Below are 16,777 nucleotides of genomic sequence, written 5' to 3' on the forward strand. Positions count from 1 at the left end.
GTTGATGGAATGGAGCGAGGAAAACTATGAGGATCCGTCATCCCGGTGTACTCCGCATAATCGGCTGGTGTGGGGCGAGATTGGTCCGTACCCTGTCAGCCACTCTGCACTTCGATTACACGCTGTTGGGACCTCCGGAAACAGACCCTCGCCTGCCGGGACCCCAACGCTACATTTACGCCCTCTGGCACGAGCATTTCCTCATCCCGATCGTTCGCTTTTCCGATGCTCCGCTCACAGTGCTGGTCAGCCGCCATCGGGATGGAGAACTGCTGGGATACTTGTTCGCCCGGACCCACATGGAAGTGGTGCGGGGTTCGACCCGCCGGGGCGCCGTGGCTGCGACGCTAGGCCTGTTGGAAGCAGCGCGGAAGGGGCGTCATCTGGCCCTCACCCCCGATGGACCGCGTGGACCTCGCCGCACGGTGCAACCGGGCATTCTTTACTTGGCCTCCCGCACCGGCTGGCCCATCGTTCCCTTGGGTATCGGCTTCCAGAAAGTGTGGCGTATGCCCAGTTGGGATTGTTTCGTCGTACCCCGGCCTTTCACCCGCGTCCGCTGTATCGTGGGCGCACCGCTTTCCATCCCGCCCTGTTTGCCGCGGGAGCAATTCCCCCTCTACGCCGCCCGACTCCGCCAGACCCTCAATCATCTCTGCGCTCAAGCCCGCCTGTGGGCGAAACACCGCCTCGATCCCGCGACGCATTCGCCCCTGGAGCAGCGAAAACATCCCCGCTGGATATCCTGGAACATCTCCCAAACTCCCGTTACGGTATCCTAACCAAGAGGATGAAGTAGAGAACGCAGATGGCCATGGTGCCGACGTCCAACGCTTCGGATGGACCCACGTGGTATGAGCGGGTGGTGAGACACCGTGGGTGCCTCGCGGCGCTCTGGGGCGTTTGTTTCCTCGCGGCGGGTACGGTATTGCATTTGGCTTGGCACACTTTCGACGATGCGGCCGGATCTCCCCCTGAACGTTGCCGGGCGGACGGCAACTGCGGGCATGCCCAAATCGATTTCGGCGGCCAATGGGTGATGGGTCGCATGATTGTCACGGGGCGGGGCCGCCAGCTTTATCACCGCCAGCAGCAGTGGCTCGTGGTCCAAGAGGGCTTCGATCCGAAAAACGAACCCGCCGTCATCCGCGAACAAGTCCTCCTGCCGCCCCACGCTCGCCGTCATCTGGAACCTGAGGACGACGTTCGCCACGATGCGGAAAAACTGATGAGCTGGTTTATGGGGGAGGATGCCGCCGCTTGGAGTTATGCCGGCGGAGCGGTGGGAGCTACGTTGGCAGTCGCCCCACAATCCCCCGTGCCGCTATGGCATCCTCTACTCCTGCAAGCGGCGCAGGAGACCCTAACCCCTCAACGGCGGGCAGAACTAGAAAAGCCGGCCATCGGCGGCCCCCTTTACCCTCCCATCCATGCCCTGCTCTACGCCCCTTTGGGCCTCCTGCCGCCTCAGATCGCCTATCGCCTGTTTCAGGTCCTGGCCCTGCTCCTCGTCTTCCTGGCGGGGCGAGCGGCGAGCCGACTGACCCACGGCTGGATTCCTTGGCCGATGGCGGTGCTCGGACTGTTGTTCTATCCCGGCACGCGGGCCGCCCTGGATTTGGGGCAAAATCCTACCGTCACCTTGAACCTTCTCCTGTGGGGCTGGCTCGCCTTCTGCCGCAAGCGGGAAGTGGCGGCGGGTGTCTTGTGGGGGTGCCTGGCATTCAAGCCCGTATGGGCGGTGGCTTTCCTTCTTGTGCCTCTGTTAATGAGGCGCTGGATATTCCTTTTGTCCATGATCGCCACCGGTTTAGGCTGGATTCTCATCACGTTGCCGGTGGTGGGGCTGCAATGCTGGTGGGACTGGCTGGAGGTCGGCAAGCTCGCCACCGCCTTGTATTGTGTCAACGACAACTGGATCCACTTGAGCCGGGACCTACATGGCATTCCCCGACGGATTCTTCACGACTTCTCCGCGCCTTCGCATCTGCGGGACACAATCCTGGCCCAGGTCCTGGCCTGGACCCTCTGGGGCACTGTTCTACTTGCGACGATGACGGTGTACCTCGGATTTGCCCAACCCCGACGCACTGTGGGAATAGGAGCAGCCTTCCTGCTCCTAGGCGCCTGGATGGGTTGCTACCGCTTCATGTACTATGACGTTCTCTTGACAGCTCTCCCCATAGTCGTGTTGCTGGCGGATCGTCGCCGTTGGTTCCCCAGCCAGCACTATATTCTTATGCCCGCCGTCTCTTCAGCGTCGCTCACCGTACCAACAGCCCCCTTGGCGTCTGGTATCCCCGCCAGCGCGAATATGGCATGGCGGATTTACATCAACTCTTTTCCCCTCACGATCCTGGGATTGCTCTATTTGGTGGAAAACATCCTGATGGGGCTGAACCTGCAAGCCACATTTGCCCTGGGTTATTCCGCGGACATCGTGACACAGAACGACGGTACCACAGCGCTCCGCGCTCCCCAACTGACGACGGCGACGGGAATCCGCTACCCCTGGGATACGGCATTGCTGTTTCTCCTGTGGCTGTGGTGTGGTGTACAATTGCTGCGCGGCAAAGAGCGGAGGGAATCCTGAATGCCTCGCCTCGCTGACTGATCGCCGTTGGGGACAAGGATGGCGAGGGTATACGTTGCACACTTCTCCGATGGAGGCGCAGGAGTGGTTTTATGTCCCTATTGTGGGTGGATGGGGAATTGGTGGACAAGCGGGAAGCTGCGGTCCATCCCTGTGATCACGGCTTTCTTTACGGCGATGGGGTTCGGATCGGCTGGCGCTTTAGTCAAGGCCAAGCCGTCTTTCTCCCGGAGCATATCGAGGACCTGTTGGCTGCCGCGGCGGAGCAGGAACTGCCCCTTCCCTATTCTCGTGACGAAATTCGAGAGGCTGTCGCCAATACGATAGCAGCCAATGGGCGCCCCAGCGGGTATGGTCATATCATTGTCACTCGCGGGATGGGCGGTTTTGGCCCGGACCCGCGCAAACTGGACCCCCATCTGTTGATCTGGGCTGAGGAATACTGGCCGTTTCCTCCGGAATTGGTGCAAGGGGGCCTTCACGCTGCCATCGCTACCGTACCGGCTCATGACCCCCGATTGTTGGGCAATCCGTATTTGGTGCGTGCGAAGATCACCGCCTTGAAACAGGGTTGCCTGGAGGCCGTCTTGAGCAATCGCTTGGGCGAGATTTGCGGAACAACGGAAGGCGCTTTATTCTTCCGTCAAGGTGCGGAGTGGTATTTTCCAGCGACACAGATAGCTGACCCTCATGCCCGCATGGCAATAGACTGGTTCCAACGGAATGGTTATCCGCTGATTTCTTGCCCTGTGCAGCATGGGCGGTTATTTGACGCCGAGGAGGCCGTGCTAGTCGGTGCCTCAGCGGGAGTCGTTCCAATCGTTCGGATTCAAGGAAGAGAGGTGGGGAATGGACAACCAGGTGCGACCACCCGGCAATTGCAGGGATGGTGGCGGCAGCAGGTCCATGGAGAGTAGAATTCAGAAAACCCCTCCGCCCGTCTGGCTTCCCACGAGGAATAGCTCATGAAACCCATCCGCCGCATTCTCGTGCCGACAGACTTTGGGGAATGTTCCGCACCCGCCCTGCGTTTGGCCGCTTTCCTCGCCGAACAACTCCATGCCGAATTGATCCTGTTGCATGTGGTCCAAGATATCGCATTGGCCCTGCCAGATGCTGTCATGCCGACGCCCGTCCCTGCTCCCGATCTCGCCGAAATGATTGAAGCAGGCAAACAGGGGCTGGCCAACTTGATCCGTTCGGAACATCTGGAACATCTCCATCCGCAGATAGAAATCCGGGTCGGCTCTCCTGTGGCCGAAATCGTAGCCGCCGCCAAAGACCTTCAGGCCGACTTGCTTTGCATCGGCACCCATGGGCGCACCGGCCTCGCTCATCTCATCCTCGGCTCCCAAGCGGAGCGGATCCTCCGCGAGGCCCCTTGTCCGGTTCTGACCGTCAAACCCGCCAGTGCTGCCACCAACTAATTTTCCCGGACCTGTTGACTCCTGCCTGCTTCGGATACCGTAAATCTACCGACTTCTCCTCATCTGCCCTCCGCCGAGAGAAGCGGATTCCCGGATGCTATCCGCGGTGAGCGGCATGACGATAACACTCACGGTGTGAGATTCCAACACGAGAATAGCCGCACGTTATGAGTGCCGAGCAGAGGTTTAGACTTCCACTCTCCGCTTTGGACCGCTTTTGGCGAAGCCAAGGGGCCATCTACCCCCTCCTGCTCGCCACAGTGGTGACCACATGCAACGCCGCCAAGCCCGTGGTCATTGACGATACAGCTTATCTCCTCTACGCCCGGCACATTGCCCAGCATCCCCTCGACCCCTACGGCTTTACCATTTTCTGGTACGATCAACCGGAGTCTGCTTTCGAGGTCTTGGCTCCCCCCGTCTATCTCTACTGGCTGGCTGCGGGCTGGCAGTTGTTCGGGGACCAAATCGTCTGGCTGAAACTGTGGACCTGGCCGTGGCTCATCCTTCTGGCGTATGGTTTGCGATCCATACTCCGATATTTCGCTGGGTCAGCAGAAGGCTGGATGCTCGCGGTTTTGATGCTGTCCCCCGCGATCCTTCCTGCGGTCAACCTGATGCTGGATGTACCGGCCTATGCCCTCGGTGTCACGGCGCTGGCAGTCTGGTGCCGGGCTGGCCATATGGATTGGCGCGGGGGAGCATGGTTTCTGGCTCTGATGGCGGGAGCACTTTTGGGTCTGGCCATGCAAACCAAGTACACCTTGCTCACCTTCGTGCCGGTGCTTCTTCTGGGGCAACTCCCCCGACGCCGCTGGTCGCTCACCCTAGCAGCGAGTTTCACGGCTATTGCCATCTTTCTCGCCTGGGAAGGGTTCTGCCTCGTCCGTTATGGCAACTCACACTTCTGGTACCACGCCTCCAGTCAAGCTCACAGCAGCCTGTGGGAGCAGTGGCAGGCGAAGGCCGCACTCACGGGACCGCTGCTGGGATATTGGGGATATTTCGGGGCTGCCATCGGGCTGATCGTTGTCCTCCGTTTGGGATTACCTCGCCGCCCGGTGTATTGCGCTGCCTGTTTTTGGCTGGTCGGTGCACTGCTCGCCAGTTGTGTCCCGGAACATTTTCTCCTCCTTTCAGACCAGTTGTCCCTCCCCGTGCTGTTTTGGCAGGTGGCGGGGTGTTGCTCCGGCATTGTCATCGTGTTAGGTCTACTAGCCCTCGCCTTTTCCCCCGCGGCAGACCCAGCGGAGCAAAAACTTTCGCGTTTTCTCGTGTTGTGGTGGGGTGTGGAACTAGCAGGCTATTATCTGTTGACGCCGTTCGGGGCAGCCCGGCGGCTTATAGGACTGACCCTGGTCACTCACTTAGCGGCGGCCCGCCTTTATTCCCAGGGCGGGGAATTACCACGATACCTGCTTCTATCTTGGGAAAATGCCAAGCAGGCGCTTGCGGTCCAAGGCCCTCACCGACTGCCCGTGCTTCTGGCGGCCCTGTCCCTGGTGGCGGGCGGGGCCATTGCTGCCGTCGATTTGCTGGATGCTCAAGCGGAAAAGTGGTGCGTCGAACAAGCGGCGGCAGTTTTACAGGAACTTCCTGAGCGCAACTGCAGTCGCATCTGGTTCGCCGGACATTGGGGCTTTCAATACTACGCTCAGCGGCTAGGCTGGGAACACATTGTGCCCGGTTCGTCCCACATCCGACCGGAGGATTTCGCAGTCTTGCCTGTTCCTCCCAAACCGGGGATATTGCACCGCCCGCATATCGGGAGTATTCCGATCCTCTTGCCTGAGGGAAATTACGACACTGTTGCGGAAGTCATTTGGGACGATCCCATCGCTGCCCAAACGATTCCGAATTACTACGGCGGCAGTGTGGCCCTGATCGGGAGAAGCCATCCTCGTTTGCGGGTGGTGGTAGCCCGTCTTCGGAGCGACTGGTATCCTTGACCGAACGACTGGTATCCTCGAACGGCGGGCTTCCCAGTTCCGCAAGAGGTCTTCACGACATCGCCGTCGGACCCAACAACCAGCGACCCAGGTTGAAATACAGCAGCAGTGTGATCATATCAGCACTGGCCAGGGCAATCGGACCAGAGGCCACTTGGGGATTGTAACGCAGGATGCGCACAATCAAGGGTATGCTCATGCCGACGATCGCCGCCGCGGCCACGCTCCCTCCGATTCCAAGAAACAGACTCAACCCGGCGTAAATGTTTTTCTTCCATAGCCAAGCCGCCAAAGCTACCACCGTGCCGCATGCCGCTCCGAGCATCAGGCCGACCAGGGCTTCGCGAATGAGCCGCCGCAGGTACAGATGCCACGTCGCACGCACTCCGTGCAGCGTCTCCAAGGCCAAACTGACGGATTGAATACTGACACTTTCCGCCAAGGCGAGAACCACGGGAATGAACGGCGTCACGAGGACCAGAGTGGCGACATCGGCATAGGCATCTGCCAGCCAAGCGGCCAGCAGTCCGCCCGTGATGTTGGTCAGTAACCAGGGAAAGCGTGAGCGGAATGCCAACACGACACGTTTCTGGTTCGATTCCGTGAGGTGGACGCCGATGAGCTGGAAGAGGTCCTCATTCCCTTCGCGCCGTTCCAAATCGGTCAGCTCATGGGTGTACAAATCTACGTCCACGACGCCGACGAGGCGTTTCTGGTCATCCACCACAGGGAAGGCCAAAAAGCGGTGCATAGTAAAAAACTCGCAGGCTTCCAGCACCGTGGCGGTGTGTGGAATGGCGATAACGGAGCGGACCATGATGTCATCGACCCGTGTGTGGGGATCGCTCAGGAGCAAGCGCCGGGTGGGCACCACTCCGAGCAAGCGATTGTCCTGATCCACCACATAGAAATACACAACCCGGCCGGAAGGAGCTTGCCGGCGCAAGTGTTCCAACGCCTCCCCGACTGTCTGGCCTGCCAGCAATCGGCAGGGATCGGTCCGCATGTGGCGCGAAACGGGTTCGTTGAGGATACTCTGAACGGCCATCCGCTCTCCTGAAGCATTGTCGGGCTGACACCGGACTGGAATACCTTGGGGGATTCTGCCGCTTTCGTCAAGGTGCCGCCCTACCACAGCAGCTAAACGGTGGGTAGCTATACTGGGGGGTCGTACAGGCGCAGCAAGGGGTCAGTGATACATCACAAACGGCGAAAAAAGTCCCCGGCAGCGAGAACCCGCAGCATAGCCGGATATCTTCCCCCGACAGAGGCGGATTCCGGGAAGAGAATGGGGAGATCGCTGTTGAGCGGCGTTAGCGTCGGGGAACGGAGGGCGACGTGTGGAAGGGAGTTGGGTCGAATTCATCCGCAGGTGGCAGCATATCGCCGGGACCGAGCGAAGGAACAGGCGGGGGCGGGACGGCGGGCAAGGGCGGAGGTGGCATCGATGGCATTCCCTGGGGAGCCGATGCTGGAGGCGGCACGGGGGGTAAAGCCGACGGCGGGACGGCGGGCAAGGAGATCGAGGGGGCCGTGCTGCCGCTCGGCTGGGGAGCTGGGGAAGGAACAGGGGGCAAGGGAACGGTGGGGGCTGAACTGCTGCCCGGCTGCGCCTCCGGGGAAGGAAGCGGCGGATGGCGCGGCGGTGACACGCGAGTGTCCTCGGTCTGGGCAGGCGGGATCGCCGGGGGTGGTGGAGGCGTCTCCTCAGAGCGCGCCGGCGGAATTACGGCCGGAGCGGGAGGCGGCACTGCGGATAACACCCAGGCTTCCAGAGCCTTGTAGCCTGGCGCTTGCCGCGATAGAAACGCCGGTTGCTTCATCGCCCCATGGGCCGACAAGGCCTTACGCAACAGCGGACTTTGGGCAGGCTCTTGACGATCCAGTTGAGCCGCCACCGCGCGCAGGTTCTGCCACGTGTGCTGCCATCCCACTTCCAGACCACTGACACGGGTCAAGCGGAAGGGACCGGAATAGTCCGGTCGTGCGTGGCAATCCATGCATTGATTCGCCAGCACCGGTTGAGCCTGATTGGCGAACGAGAGAATCCCCTGGGTTGTAAGTTGCAGCTCCTGGGACCAATCCGTGAGCATCTGGCCTCCTGCTCCAGAGCGTGAGGTCTGGCTGGAAGAAGGAAATTGTTGTAGGGACAGCTCCAGACTTCGGACCAGGTCTTGGGCTTGTTTCTGTTGGGAGTCGTGCTGCACGATGGCGCGGGCTTCCGCCAAAGCCTGCTCGCGCAAACCCTGGAACATCAACCAGCGGGCCAAAGCCAGGCGGGCCGTCAAATCTGTATCCGGAATCTGCTTTCGCAGAGTTTGCCACACGGCTTGGGCATCCTCAACTACGGCGATCACCTCCGTTTTCGGCCAACGGCGATCTAAGGCCCCTTGCCGGACGACCACTTCATCTCCCTCAAACCGCACGGGACCGACAATAAGCTTGTTGTTCTTCAGAAGGACATAACGTGCAGCACCCGTTGTGGGAGCCTGGACGTTCGGAGTTGTTGGAAGCTGGACGCTGGGAGTCGTCTGGTGCAGCTCTGAGGGTGGAGGAACCGGAAGCGTGGGTTTCTGGGGCTGAGGCAGCGGCAACTGCGACCCGACGATCGGTGCGGGCTGAGGAGGAGCTGGGACAGCCTGAGGAGCAACCGATGGTGGCGAAACGGGGCGAGATTTGCCAATACTTTCTGGGTCGGAGTTAGGTTTGTCAATGTTTCGCGGCTTGGGCAGAGGAGAAGTGTCTGACCCGGGAGGCGGCACAACAGGCAGTTTGGGCCAAGGAGCCGGCGCGGAGGGTGGCCGCACTGGCGCAGGGGAGGGTTCAGAATCACGAGGCGGCGGCACAGAGGGCAAGGGGGGCAACGCCGGCACGGAGGTCTGAGCGGTTGGAAGCGGCCTCCCTGGAGCTGCCGGCGCACTGGAAACAGGTAAAGGCAGCGTCGGAGAATCTGCTGAGGCAGGACTCACATCCGGGGGCATCACGATCGGAGGCAAGGAGACATCCACGATAGCCGGACGCACGACGGCGGGAGCCGAAGGGTTCGATGCTATCGTTGGAGGTGGAGGCGGCACGACGGGAACGACCGGCAAAGCCGGAGCGGCAGAAGCAGGGGGAACGTGAGGCTCAGCAGGAGCGGCGAGCGGACCGTCGGCAGAAGTGGCCTGGACGCCCGGAATACCCCCCATCCGCCCGCTCTGCCCAAGGTCGCCCATTCCCCATAAGCATACTGCTGTGAAGCCTGCCAAAATGGACATCGGCGTGATCCCCCTAGTACGAGCTGGCGCTATCCCCCGTCCATCCTGCCAGCCAGTCTCGTCCTGCGCTGCCATAACGACTCCCCCGGCCACTGTCAACCAGATTCAGAGGTCGGATTCATGAGAGCGGAAATCCTCGCCATCGGTACGGAATTAACGACCGGCCAGACGGTGGATACCAACAGTCCCTGGTTAAGCCAGCGGCTGGCGGAGGTGGGAATACCAACCGGTTATCACACGATCGTACCCGATGAGCTGACCGACATTGTCGAGGCGTTACATATCGCCGCGGGGCGGGCCTCGCTTATCCTCATCAGCGGAGGATTAGGGCCGACACAAGACGATCTGACACGTGAAGCCCTGGCACAGGCCGCACAGGTTTCCCTCGTGGAAGACCCGGCAGCACTGGAGCATATACGCACCTTCTTTTCCAGCCGCGGCCGTCCCATGCCGGAGCGCAACCGCCAGCAAGCCCTGCGCCCAGAAAATGCCGAGTTGCTCCCCAATCCGATTGGAACCGCACCCGGCTTGTTTCTCCATCTCAGCCAGGCCCTAGTCTTTGCCCTGCCCGGAGTGCCGCGGGAATTGCAACTCATGTTCCAGGAGCAGGTCCGCCCTCGATTGCTGAAGCACGTCGGTAGTGCGGGTGTTATCCTGTATCGCAAGATCAACACCTTCGGCCTGGGCGAATCCGCCGTGGAGGAAAAAATCGCCGACCTGACGGCTCGCGGGCGCAATCCCGAAGTGGGAATCACCGTCAGCGACGCCGTGGTCTCCTTGCGGATCATCGCCCGTTACCCCACCTTAGCCGAAGCGCAGGCTCAAGTCAGCGCTACAGAATCCTTGATCCGGCAACGGCTGGGGGAGATCGTGTTCGGTGTCGAGGACGAAGAGCTGGAAGACATCGTCGTGCGATTGGCCCAGGAGCGGAAAGCCACCTTGGCGGCGGCGGAGAGTATCACGGGCGGGCTGGTAGCCCATCGCATTTGCCGGGTGCCAGGAGCTAGCCAATACTTTCGTGGCGGCATCGTGGCCTATACGGAGGAGATCAAGCATCAGGAATTGGGTATACCTTGGGAAATGCTCCGCGAGTTAGGGGCCGTCAGTGCGCCGGTTGCTCAGGCGATGGCGGAAGCAGTCCGGCGTCGCTTCGCTGCGGACCTCGCTGTGGCCACCACCGGCTTTGCCGGCCCTACGGGAGGAACGCCGCAAGAACCCATCGGCACCGCCTACGTCGCCTTAGCTAGCCAGCAAGGAACCGAGGTCGTGCGGCACGTCTGGAGCGGAGAACGCACGGAAATCATGAGCCGCACAGCCAAACTCGCCTTGAATCTCCTCCGGCTTCATCTTTTGAGACGTCCTACGAGTTGATAGCATTACGATCCACAAAATAGCAACAGGGTCGGATAGGGCCCATCCCACCTCCTTACCCTCGCGGCAGCCAACGGACCTCGCGGAACCAGGCGATCATCTCCTGGAGGGATTGGATAACGGGGCGAGGTAGCAGGCAGAGCACTTCCCGAGTTCGCTGGGTGTCAAAGTGCATGCGGCGCCGGGTGAGCTTGACGCCCGTCACCGTTGCTTGAGGTGGGCGACCCGTGAGGTCGGCCAGAAACTCGTCCGCGTAGGCCACCGTCAAGGCCAGCGGATAGGGAATGCGCCAGCGTGGGGGTGGCACCCCGGCTAGTCGTGCCACAGTATCGAAGAGTTGGCGGATTGTCCAATTCTCGCCGCCGAGGATATAACGGTGCTCGGAGGGAGGCCGCTCCGCCGCTGCCGCCAGGCCCAAAGCCACATCGCGCACGTCGATCAAGTTCAACTCCCCCACTACGTAGGCTGGCCGTTTCCCCAAGCAGATGTCAAGGATCATCTGTGTCGGCGGTGTGCGCAGCCAGTCCCCCGGACCAATCGGCAGCGTGGGATTCACAATCGTGACTGGCGCTCCGGCACGAGCTAGCAGCCAGACGTAGCGCTCGGCACGCCATTTGGACAGGCAATAAGGACCGATCACCTCTCGGCGAGAAACATCGTGGTTCTCGGTGATGACATCCTCTAGTCCGCGGCGGGTCAGAATGCTTTCCGTGCTGACATGCACAATACGGCGGACCCTGTGCCGCAACGCCGCTTGCAGGACATGCACCGTGCCCCAGTAATTGACTCGCTGGAATTCGCCGCGCCGGTGCGCCCAGAGTTGCGGATTGGCAGCCAGATGATACACCACCACGGCATCGCAAAAAACGGTTCGCAAAGTGGCATCGTCGCAGATGTCCACCGACACAAAGTCCGCCGACAGAGCGATGTCACAGGGCGGTTCCCGCCGATCCGCAATGCGGACCTTCTCGCCCCGCGCCAGCAAGAGGCGGACAAGATGGCTCCCCACAAAACCGCTTCCCCCTGTGACAACGATCACGCGGCCTTCATCCCGGTTGAGGCTTTGGCGAATCGGGTCGCTGGCACAGCGGCCAGGCGGCCTATCACTTCCTGAATGCGGCTCCACGCATCGGCTAGCAGAAACGTCCTGGGTTGCGCCTTCGCTCCGAGAATATAGTACGTCCCCTCTGAAACAGATAATCCAGAAGCAACCAACGGCGCCGGCCGATACCCCACGCAGGCAATCACGCGATCGACACACCAGGAGACCGACTTGCCCTGGCTCCTGCCAGCAATGTGAAAACCAGCTTGAGAACCGAGGTAAGAGACCTCGTCGAGGACGGTCTGAGGGTAGTATTCCACATGGCCATCGCCGCGAGTGGCCAGCATGTTGGCACGAGCTGCTAGGCGGTCGCGTTCCTTGAGAGGATCGGCGGGGAGGCGGGGCAGGGGTTGACCGCGAGGCAGATGAGTGACCCAGAAAGTCCAAGTTTCACGTTCCTCTTCGGCTAAAGTCGCCAGGGCCACTACATTGCTCGCGGCGGAATAGCCCCCACCCACCACGAGGACGCTGCGACTCGCATAATCCGCCCGGTCTTTGCCAAGAATATCGACCACACCATGGGGAATGTGGGGACGTGCTGCCCGTTCTCCCCGTGCGGGAAGGTCGCCTTCTCCCAACCAACGGGGCTGCCCATAGACCCCGCTGCAATCCAGGATCACATCCGCCTCTGCCAGATGTTCCTGTCCCTGTCTATCCTCCAGCAATAAGCGCCAGCTCTGACCATTCCGGCTCTGGCCTACCTGCACCACGCGCATCCCTAGTTGCAAGCTATCTCGCAGAAGAGAACACTCCGCCAAAGGAAGCAGATACTCCTGACGATACTCGTGGCCCGTGAGCAACTCTCCCTCCCCCGGCCACGTTCGCTGGGGATACTCTGCCTGGAGAACTTGCAGACCCCACGGGGACACGTTCCAACTCCAGGGTGTGAACATCCGCACGTGACCCCAGCGCTGCACGTACTCCCCCACTTCCCCCTGTTCGTACACCATCACTGGCAAACCGCAGAGCCGAGCATATAAGGCCGCCTCGATACCGACGGGTCCGGCTCCAATCACGGCCAGGCGGCGAATCTCTTGCTTCCTCATTGTTCCATCCCTGGGAATGCCCTGTCTTGAAGAATCTGAAGTGGAGGCATCCTATCCTGCTTGGCGGTTTCGACTCAAGAGGCATCGGGATGTTGCCGGTATGAGTCTGTGAGCTTTACCGGGAAGTTGGTCCAGGGAATCCGTCAGACAACATTTGGTGCAGCCTCTTTCTCCGCCCGCTGATGGGAATCGGGATTGTCAGGGTCCGCCGTAGCGGGGTAGAAATAACACCCTGTGTCTGCGGCGGGAAACCGTGCCTGGACCGATAGGGATTTTCCGCAGAAGGCATCAGACAGGCGGGGAAAGGATCAGGGCATGGAAGCATTCACAAACAGATCCCTAACTCTTGGGGATCAAGCCGAGTACATTTTGAGTTTCGATGTCGAAGAACACGATCGAATCGAGGCGGCCCAGCGTTTGCATTGTCCTGCTGGCCTGCGTTACGAGTATGCCCGGCGCATGGAAGCGCGGACGCGCGACATCCTGGCTTGGCTGGCAACTCACCGCCAACGGGCCACATTTTTTATCGTCGGAGAAGTTGCCCAGAAACACCGGAGCTTGATTCGCGAGCTGGTCGCCGCCGGACATGAAGTGGCAGCCCATGGCTGGTGTCACGAACGCGTGGATCGGATGACGCGCCAGCAGTTTCAGGAGGATGTGCGGCGCTGCAAGGCGGCCCTGGAAGATGCCGCTGGCGTGCTGGTGTTCGGCTACCGCGCACCTAGTTTCAGCATCGGTTGGCGGACGCCGTGGGTCGCAGATGTGCTGGCGGAGTGTGGCTATCGCTACGATGCCTCGATTTACCCGGTGCGGCATGACCGCTACGGCATCCCAGAAGCTCCCCGCGGACCCTTCTGGTTGCTGGGAGAGCAGCATCGTCTTCTGGAGCTGCCAGCCTTGACCTGGCGGGGGTTGGGTCGGAATTGGGCGGTTGGGGGGGGCGGGCATTTCCGCCTTTGGCCGCTGGCCTTCCTGCACGCCGGCTTGCACCAAGTCCGCCGGCTGCCCTGCCCCATCGGCGTGCTCTACTTCCATCCCTGGGAGTTTGATCCCGATCAACCCCGTCTTCCCCTACGCGGACTGGCCCGGTGGCGGACCTACGTGGGTCTGCGCCGTACGTCTCGCCGATTCCAGAAACTCCTGCAACGTTATCGCTTCGTGCGCGCTTGGGACGTGGTGGAAAAACTGCTGCGAACGTTCCCTCCGCTTCCCACCTTTTCCCTGGACCAGGCGGGGACGCTGGCGGCATGATTCCTCTTTTCCGCTCCTGAATGGATGCGTTAGAGTGCCCCAGCCAGAAGGCACGATCAGTGTGCTGGAGGACACTAGGATGTGCGGAATCATAGGTTTCACGGGCCGCCGGGAGGCCGCTCCAATCCTGCTGGAAGGCCTGCGCCGCCTGGAATACCGCGGATACGACAGCAGCGGGATCGCCACGGGCACGGGCCGGCAATTGCATATCCGGAAAAAAGCGGGCCGACTTCAGGCATTGCAGCGGTTGATTGCCGAATATCCCGCGGCGGGATGCTATGGCATCGGCCACACCCGCTGGGCCACGCACGGGGGAGCAACGGATCGCAACGCTCATCCCCATACGGATCAGACTGGGCTGATCGCCGTCGTCCACAATGGAGTCATCGAGAATTACTTGGCGCTGCGGCAGCAACTTCAGAGCCAGGGAGTCATATTCCGCTCGGAGACAGACACCGAAGTGCTGGCCCATCTGATCGCCCATTATTATCACGGGGACTTGGTCAGCGCCGTCCGGCAAGCGTTGCAATTGGTTCGGGGAACATACGGCCTTGCCGTGGTGAGCCGCCAGGAGCCGGGGCTGATCGTGGCCGCCCGTTGGGGCAGTCCCCTTGTCGTGGGCCAAGGCACCGAGGGACGCTATTTAGCCAGCGATACCAACGCCCTGAGCGGATGGGTCGAGAAGGTGCATTACCTGGAGGACGGGCAAATCTGCGTTCTCACGGAACAGGAATGGGATGTGCTGGATCAGCGGCTCGCTTCGGTCCCATTCGTTTTGCAGGAGCTGCCTAGCGATTTGAATGACGGTCAGGCAGATAAAGGGGAGTATCCCCACTTCATGCTCAAAGAAATCTACGAGCAACCGGAGGCGTTGACCAATGCCATGCGGGGCCGTCTGCACGAAGCGGATGCCACCGCTCATTTCGGCGGCTTGAATTTGACCGCGGCCCAATTGCGGCAAGTGGAAAGGATCATCATCACTGGTTGCGGCACCAGTTACTATGCGGGTTTGGTGGGAGAATATCTGATCGAGGATTTGGCCCGTCTGCCGGTGGAGGTAGAATATGCTAGTGAGTTACGCTACCGCCACCCTCCCATCGATCCGCAGACGATTCTGCTAGCTATCACGCAGTCAGGAGAAACAGCCGATACCCTGGCCGCCTTGCGGGAAGCCAACCGCCGCGGCCAGACCACCCTGGCAATCTGCAATGTGGTCGGCAGCTCTATTGCCCGCGAAGCTCATGGCGGAGTCTATCTGCACGCGGGGCCGGAAATCGGCGTCGCCAGCACCAAGGCATTTACCGCCCAGTGTCTGGTTCTCACGTTGCTCGCGTTGTATCTAGGCCGATTACGCCATCTGTCCGTTTCCCAAGGGCAACGTATCCTCCGCGAGTTGCAGGCCCTGCCGGAAGCCGTACGCCAAGCGTTGCAATGTCATGACAGCGTCAAAACCCTGGCGGAAAAATACTCCCACGCCACGAACATGCTCTACCTGGGCCGGCAATACCTCTACCCTGTAGCCCTCGAAGGAGCGTTGAAGCTCAAGGAGATCAGCTACATCCACGCCGAGGGGTATCCGGCTGCGGAGATGAAACACGGGCCGATCGCATTGGTGGATGAACAGACACCGAGCGTTTTTCTGGTACCGAGCGGACCGGTCTTCGATAAAGTGCTGGCGAATATGCAAGAGATCAAGGCGCGCGGCGGACCCATTATTGCCATCACCAGTGGGAATGAAGCCGAGGTAGCGGCCATTGCCGACGATGTCATCGCCGTGCCAGCCGTCGCAGAGTATCTCCAGCCGATTGTCACCGTGATTCCTTTGCAACTGCTGGCCTACGAAATGGCCCTGCTGCGGGGCTGCGATGTGGACCGCCCCCGCAATCTCGCCAAGAGCGTCACCGTCGAATGAACATCTCCGGCCGCACAGGCAAACCCAGACTTTGCGCTCGACGCCCCTTTTGGATGCTGCCGTCTGATACTCCATTTCCAGCGTTGAGCGACTCGGTTTCCCAATGTCGTGGTTATAAGATCCAAAACTCTGAGGCCGCACGCCACGGGATTGAGTTGCAGGCGGGCGGTATATCTGTTACATTCGATAATATCGCCCAGCGAAGCGGCATCCGGGTTTCCCGTGGATTGGCAACCCCGGCATTTCTCCTCCGAGGAGTCGGGAGGCGCTCGCGGAAAGGACCATGTTCGCGGAAATGTTCTGGACATCCTGGGGCATGGGTTCCAGCCATACCTGGACCACCACACAGACCCAATGGCTACTCCCCTATGTGCTGGGTTGGGCGGTCATCACGGTGCCTGCCGTCGTGGCGGGGTGGCTCGGCGTGTTCCAAAAAGCGGGCCAATCCCGCTGGGCCGCCTTGATCCCTGGGTACAACATCTATGTGCTCGTGGTCCGAGTCGCCGGTCTTAGTCCACTCTGGTGCCTGCTGCTGCTGATTCCCCCTGTCAACCTCGTGGCGGCGATTGTGGTGAATGTCGAAGTCGCCCGACGCTTTGGGAGAACAGAAGCCTTCGGCGTCGGCATGTCCGTCTTTGGCTTCATCCTCTATCCGTGGATCGGGTTTGGTTCGGCGGAATATCATCGCTTGCCTGCCCTTCATACCCCCTTACCTCAACCCCTCCGCCGTTCCTCGGAATCCAGAAAACCGTAATGAGGCGTCCCGTTTTCCTTTGCTCAGCCTCCTCCGTCCTCCTGAATCGATGCGTTCCTCCTGCGGCGCTTCACCTGCGGCTTTGCCTGTTTTCCCCTTGCGGTACTCGCATCCC

At 60.7% G+C, this 16,777-nt stretch carries 13 protein-coding genes; 9 read left to right on the forward strand and 4 right to left on the reverse strand.

Going from position 1 to position 16,777, the window contains the following annotated elements:
* Positions 1–26 precede the first annotated feature (26 nt).
* The 5 genes from H0921_RS01765 to H0921_RS01785 all read left to right on the forward strand — a co-directional run bounded on the left by H0921_RS01765 (position 27) and on the right by H0921_RS01785 (position 5,969).
* Positions 27–782: a lysophospholipid acyltransferase family protein gene (locus tag H0921_RS01765; protein ID WP_194536296.1), complete on the forward strand. Its 756-nt coding sequence runs from the start codon at positions 27–29 to the stop codon at positions 780–782.
* Between the two features lie 26 nt (positions 783–808).
* The gene (locus H0921_RS01770; RefSeq protein ID WP_194536297.1) at positions 809–2,593 is read left to right on the forward strand and encodes a glycosyltransferase family 87 protein; all 1,785 of its coding nucleotides are present in this window, start codon (positions 809–811) and stop codon (positions 2,591–2,593) included.
* Positions 2,594–2,685: 92 nt separating this feature from the next.
* On the forward strand, positions 2,686–3,510 hold the full coding sequence (locus tag H0921_RS01775) for an aminotransferase class IV (protein WP_194536298.1): 825 nt from the start codon (positions 2,686–2,688) through the stop codon (positions 3,508–3,510).
* A 48-nt stretch (positions 3,511–3,558) separates the two neighbouring features.
* Positions 3,559–4,020, forward strand: a complete 462-nt coding sequence (locus tag H0921_RS01780; protein WP_194536299.1) for a universal stress protein — start codon at positions 3,559–3,561, stop codon at positions 4,018–4,020.
* A 167-nt stretch (positions 4,021–4,187) separates the two neighbouring features.
* Positions 4,188–5,969 carry an ArnT family glycosyltransferase gene (locus H0921_RS01785; RefSeq protein WP_194536300.1) on the forward strand — a complete coding sequence of 594 codons (1,782 nt, stop codon included), beginning with the start codon at positions 4,188–4,190 and terminating at the stop codon, positions 5,967–5,969.
* A 52-nt stretch (positions 5,970–6,021) separates the two neighbouring features.
* Here the strand turns inward: H0921_RS01785 and H0921_RS01790 are convergent, their stop codons facing one another.
* Both H0921_RS01790 and H0921_RS01795 read right to left on the reverse strand, forming a co-directional pair.
* Positions 6,022–7,017 carry a magnesium transporter gene (locus H0921_RS01790; protein WP_194536301.1) on the reverse strand — a complete coding sequence of 332 codons (996 nt, stop codon included), beginning with the start codon at positions 7,015–7,017 and terminating at the stop codon, positions 6,022–6,024.
* Positions 7,018–7,282: 265 nt separating this feature from the next.
* Entirely contained in the window at positions 7,283–9,226 is a 1,944-nt protein-coding gene (locus tag H0921_RS01795; protein WP_194536302.1) for a hypothetical protein, read from the reverse strand.
* A gap of 120 nt (positions 9,227–9,346) precedes the next feature.
* Between H0921_RS01795 and H0921_RS01800 the strand changes: the two genes are divergently transcribed.
* A complete protein-coding gene (locus H0921_RS01800; protein WP_194536303.1) occupies positions 9,347–10,597 on the forward strand; it encodes a competence/damage-inducible protein A in 1,251 nt (416 codons plus the stop codon).
* A gap of 55 nt (positions 10,598–10,652) precedes the next feature.
* Here H0921_RS01800 and H0921_RS01805 read toward each other — a convergent pair whose 3' ends face one another.
* The gene (locus H0921_RS01805) at positions 10,653–11,636 is read right to left on the reverse strand and encodes an NAD-dependent epimerase/dehydratase family protein (protein ID WP_194536304.1); all 984 of its coding nucleotides are present in this window, start codon (positions 11,634–11,636) and stop codon (positions 10,653–10,655) included.
* A complete protein-coding gene (locus H0921_RS01810) occupies positions 11,633–12,745 on the reverse strand; it encodes an NAD(P)-binding domain-containing protein (RefSeq protein WP_194536305.1) in 1,113 nt (370 codons plus the stop codon). The genes H0921_RS01805 and H0921_RS01810 overlap by 4 nt, the downstream gene beginning before the upstream one ends.
* Before the next feature lie 315 nt (positions 12,746–13,060).
* Here H0921_RS01810 and H0921_RS01815 point away from each other — a divergent pair, with 315 nt between their 5' ends.
* From H0921_RS01815 to H0921_RS01825, 3 genes are all read left to right on the forward strand, one after another.
* A complete protein-coding gene (locus tag H0921_RS01815; protein WP_194536306.1) occupies positions 13,061–13,996 on the forward strand; it encodes an XrtA system polysaccharide deacetylase in 936 nt (311 codons plus the stop codon).
* 79 nt (positions 13,997–14,075) lie between these two features.
* Positions 14,076–15,908 (forward strand): glutamine--fructose-6-phosphate transaminase (isomerizing), encoded by a 1,833-nt coding sequence (gene glmS / locus H0921_RS01820; protein WP_194536307.1) that lies wholly within the window; start codon positions 14,076–14,078, stop codon positions 15,906–15,908.
* 283 nt (positions 15,909–16,191) lie between these two features.
* Positions 16,192–16,662: a DUF5684 domain-containing protein gene (locus tag H0921_RS01825; RefSeq protein ID WP_194536308.1), complete on the forward strand. Its 471-nt coding sequence runs from the start codon at positions 16,192–16,194 to the stop codon at positions 16,660–16,662.
* Positions 16,663–16,777 lie beyond the last annotated feature (115 nt).

The organism is Thermogemmata fonticola, assembly GCF_013694095.1.
GTDB classification, from domain to species: domain Bacteria; phylum Planctomycetota; class Planctomycetia; order Gemmatales; family Gemmataceae; genus Thermogemmata; species Thermogemmata fonticola.

Excerpts from the sequence above, each read along its gene's own strand:
- glmS (WP_194536307.1), top strand. The coding sequence starts at position 14,076 with ATGTGCGGAATCATAGGTTTCACGGGCCGCCGGGAGGCCGCTCCAATC.
- H0921_RS01775 (WP_194536298.1), top strand. The coding sequence starts at position 2,686 with ATGTCCCTATTGTGGGTGGATGGGGAATTGGTGGACAAGCGGGAAGCT.
- H0921_RS01810 (WP_194536305.1), bottom strand. The coding sequence starts at position 12,745 with ATGAGGAAGCAAGAGATTCGCCGCCTGGCCGTGATTGGAGCCGGACCC.
- H0921_RS01770 (WP_194536297.1), top strand. The coding sequence starts at position 809 with ATGGCCATGGTGCCGACGTCCAACGCTTCGGATGGACCCACGTGGTAT.
- H0921_RS01815 (WP_194536306.1), top strand. The coding sequence starts at position 13,061 with ATGGAAGCATTCACAAACAGATCCCTAACTCTTGGGGATCAAGCCGAG.
- H0921_RS01765 (WP_194536296.1), top strand. The coding sequence starts at position 27 with ATGAGGATCCGTCATCCCGGTGTACTCCGCATAATCGGCTGGTGTGGG.
- H0921_RS01795 (WP_194536302.1), bottom strand. The coding sequence starts at position 9,226 with ATGTCCATTTTGGCAGGCTTCACAGCAGTATGCTTATGGGGAATGGGC.
- H0921_RS01785 (WP_194536300.1), top strand. The coding sequence starts at position 4,188 with ATGAGTGCCGAGCAGAGGTTTAGACTTCCACTCTCCGCTTTGGACCGC.
- H0921_RS01780 (WP_194536299.1), top strand. The coding sequence starts at position 3,559 with ATGAAACCCATCCGCCGCATTCTCGTGCCGACAGACTTTGGGGAATGT.
- H0921_RS01790 (WP_194536301.1), bottom strand. The coding sequence starts at position 7,017 with ATGGCCGTTCAGAGTATCCTCAACGAACCCGTTTCGCGCCACATGCGG.
- H0921_RS01800 (WP_194536303.1), top strand. The coding sequence starts at position 9,347 with ATGAGAGCGGAAATCCTCGCCATCGGTACGGAATTAACGACCGGCCAG.
- H0921_RS01825 (WP_194536308.1), top strand. The coding sequence starts at position 16,192 with ATGTTCGCGGAAATGTTCTGGACATCCTGGGGCATGGGTTCCAGCCAT.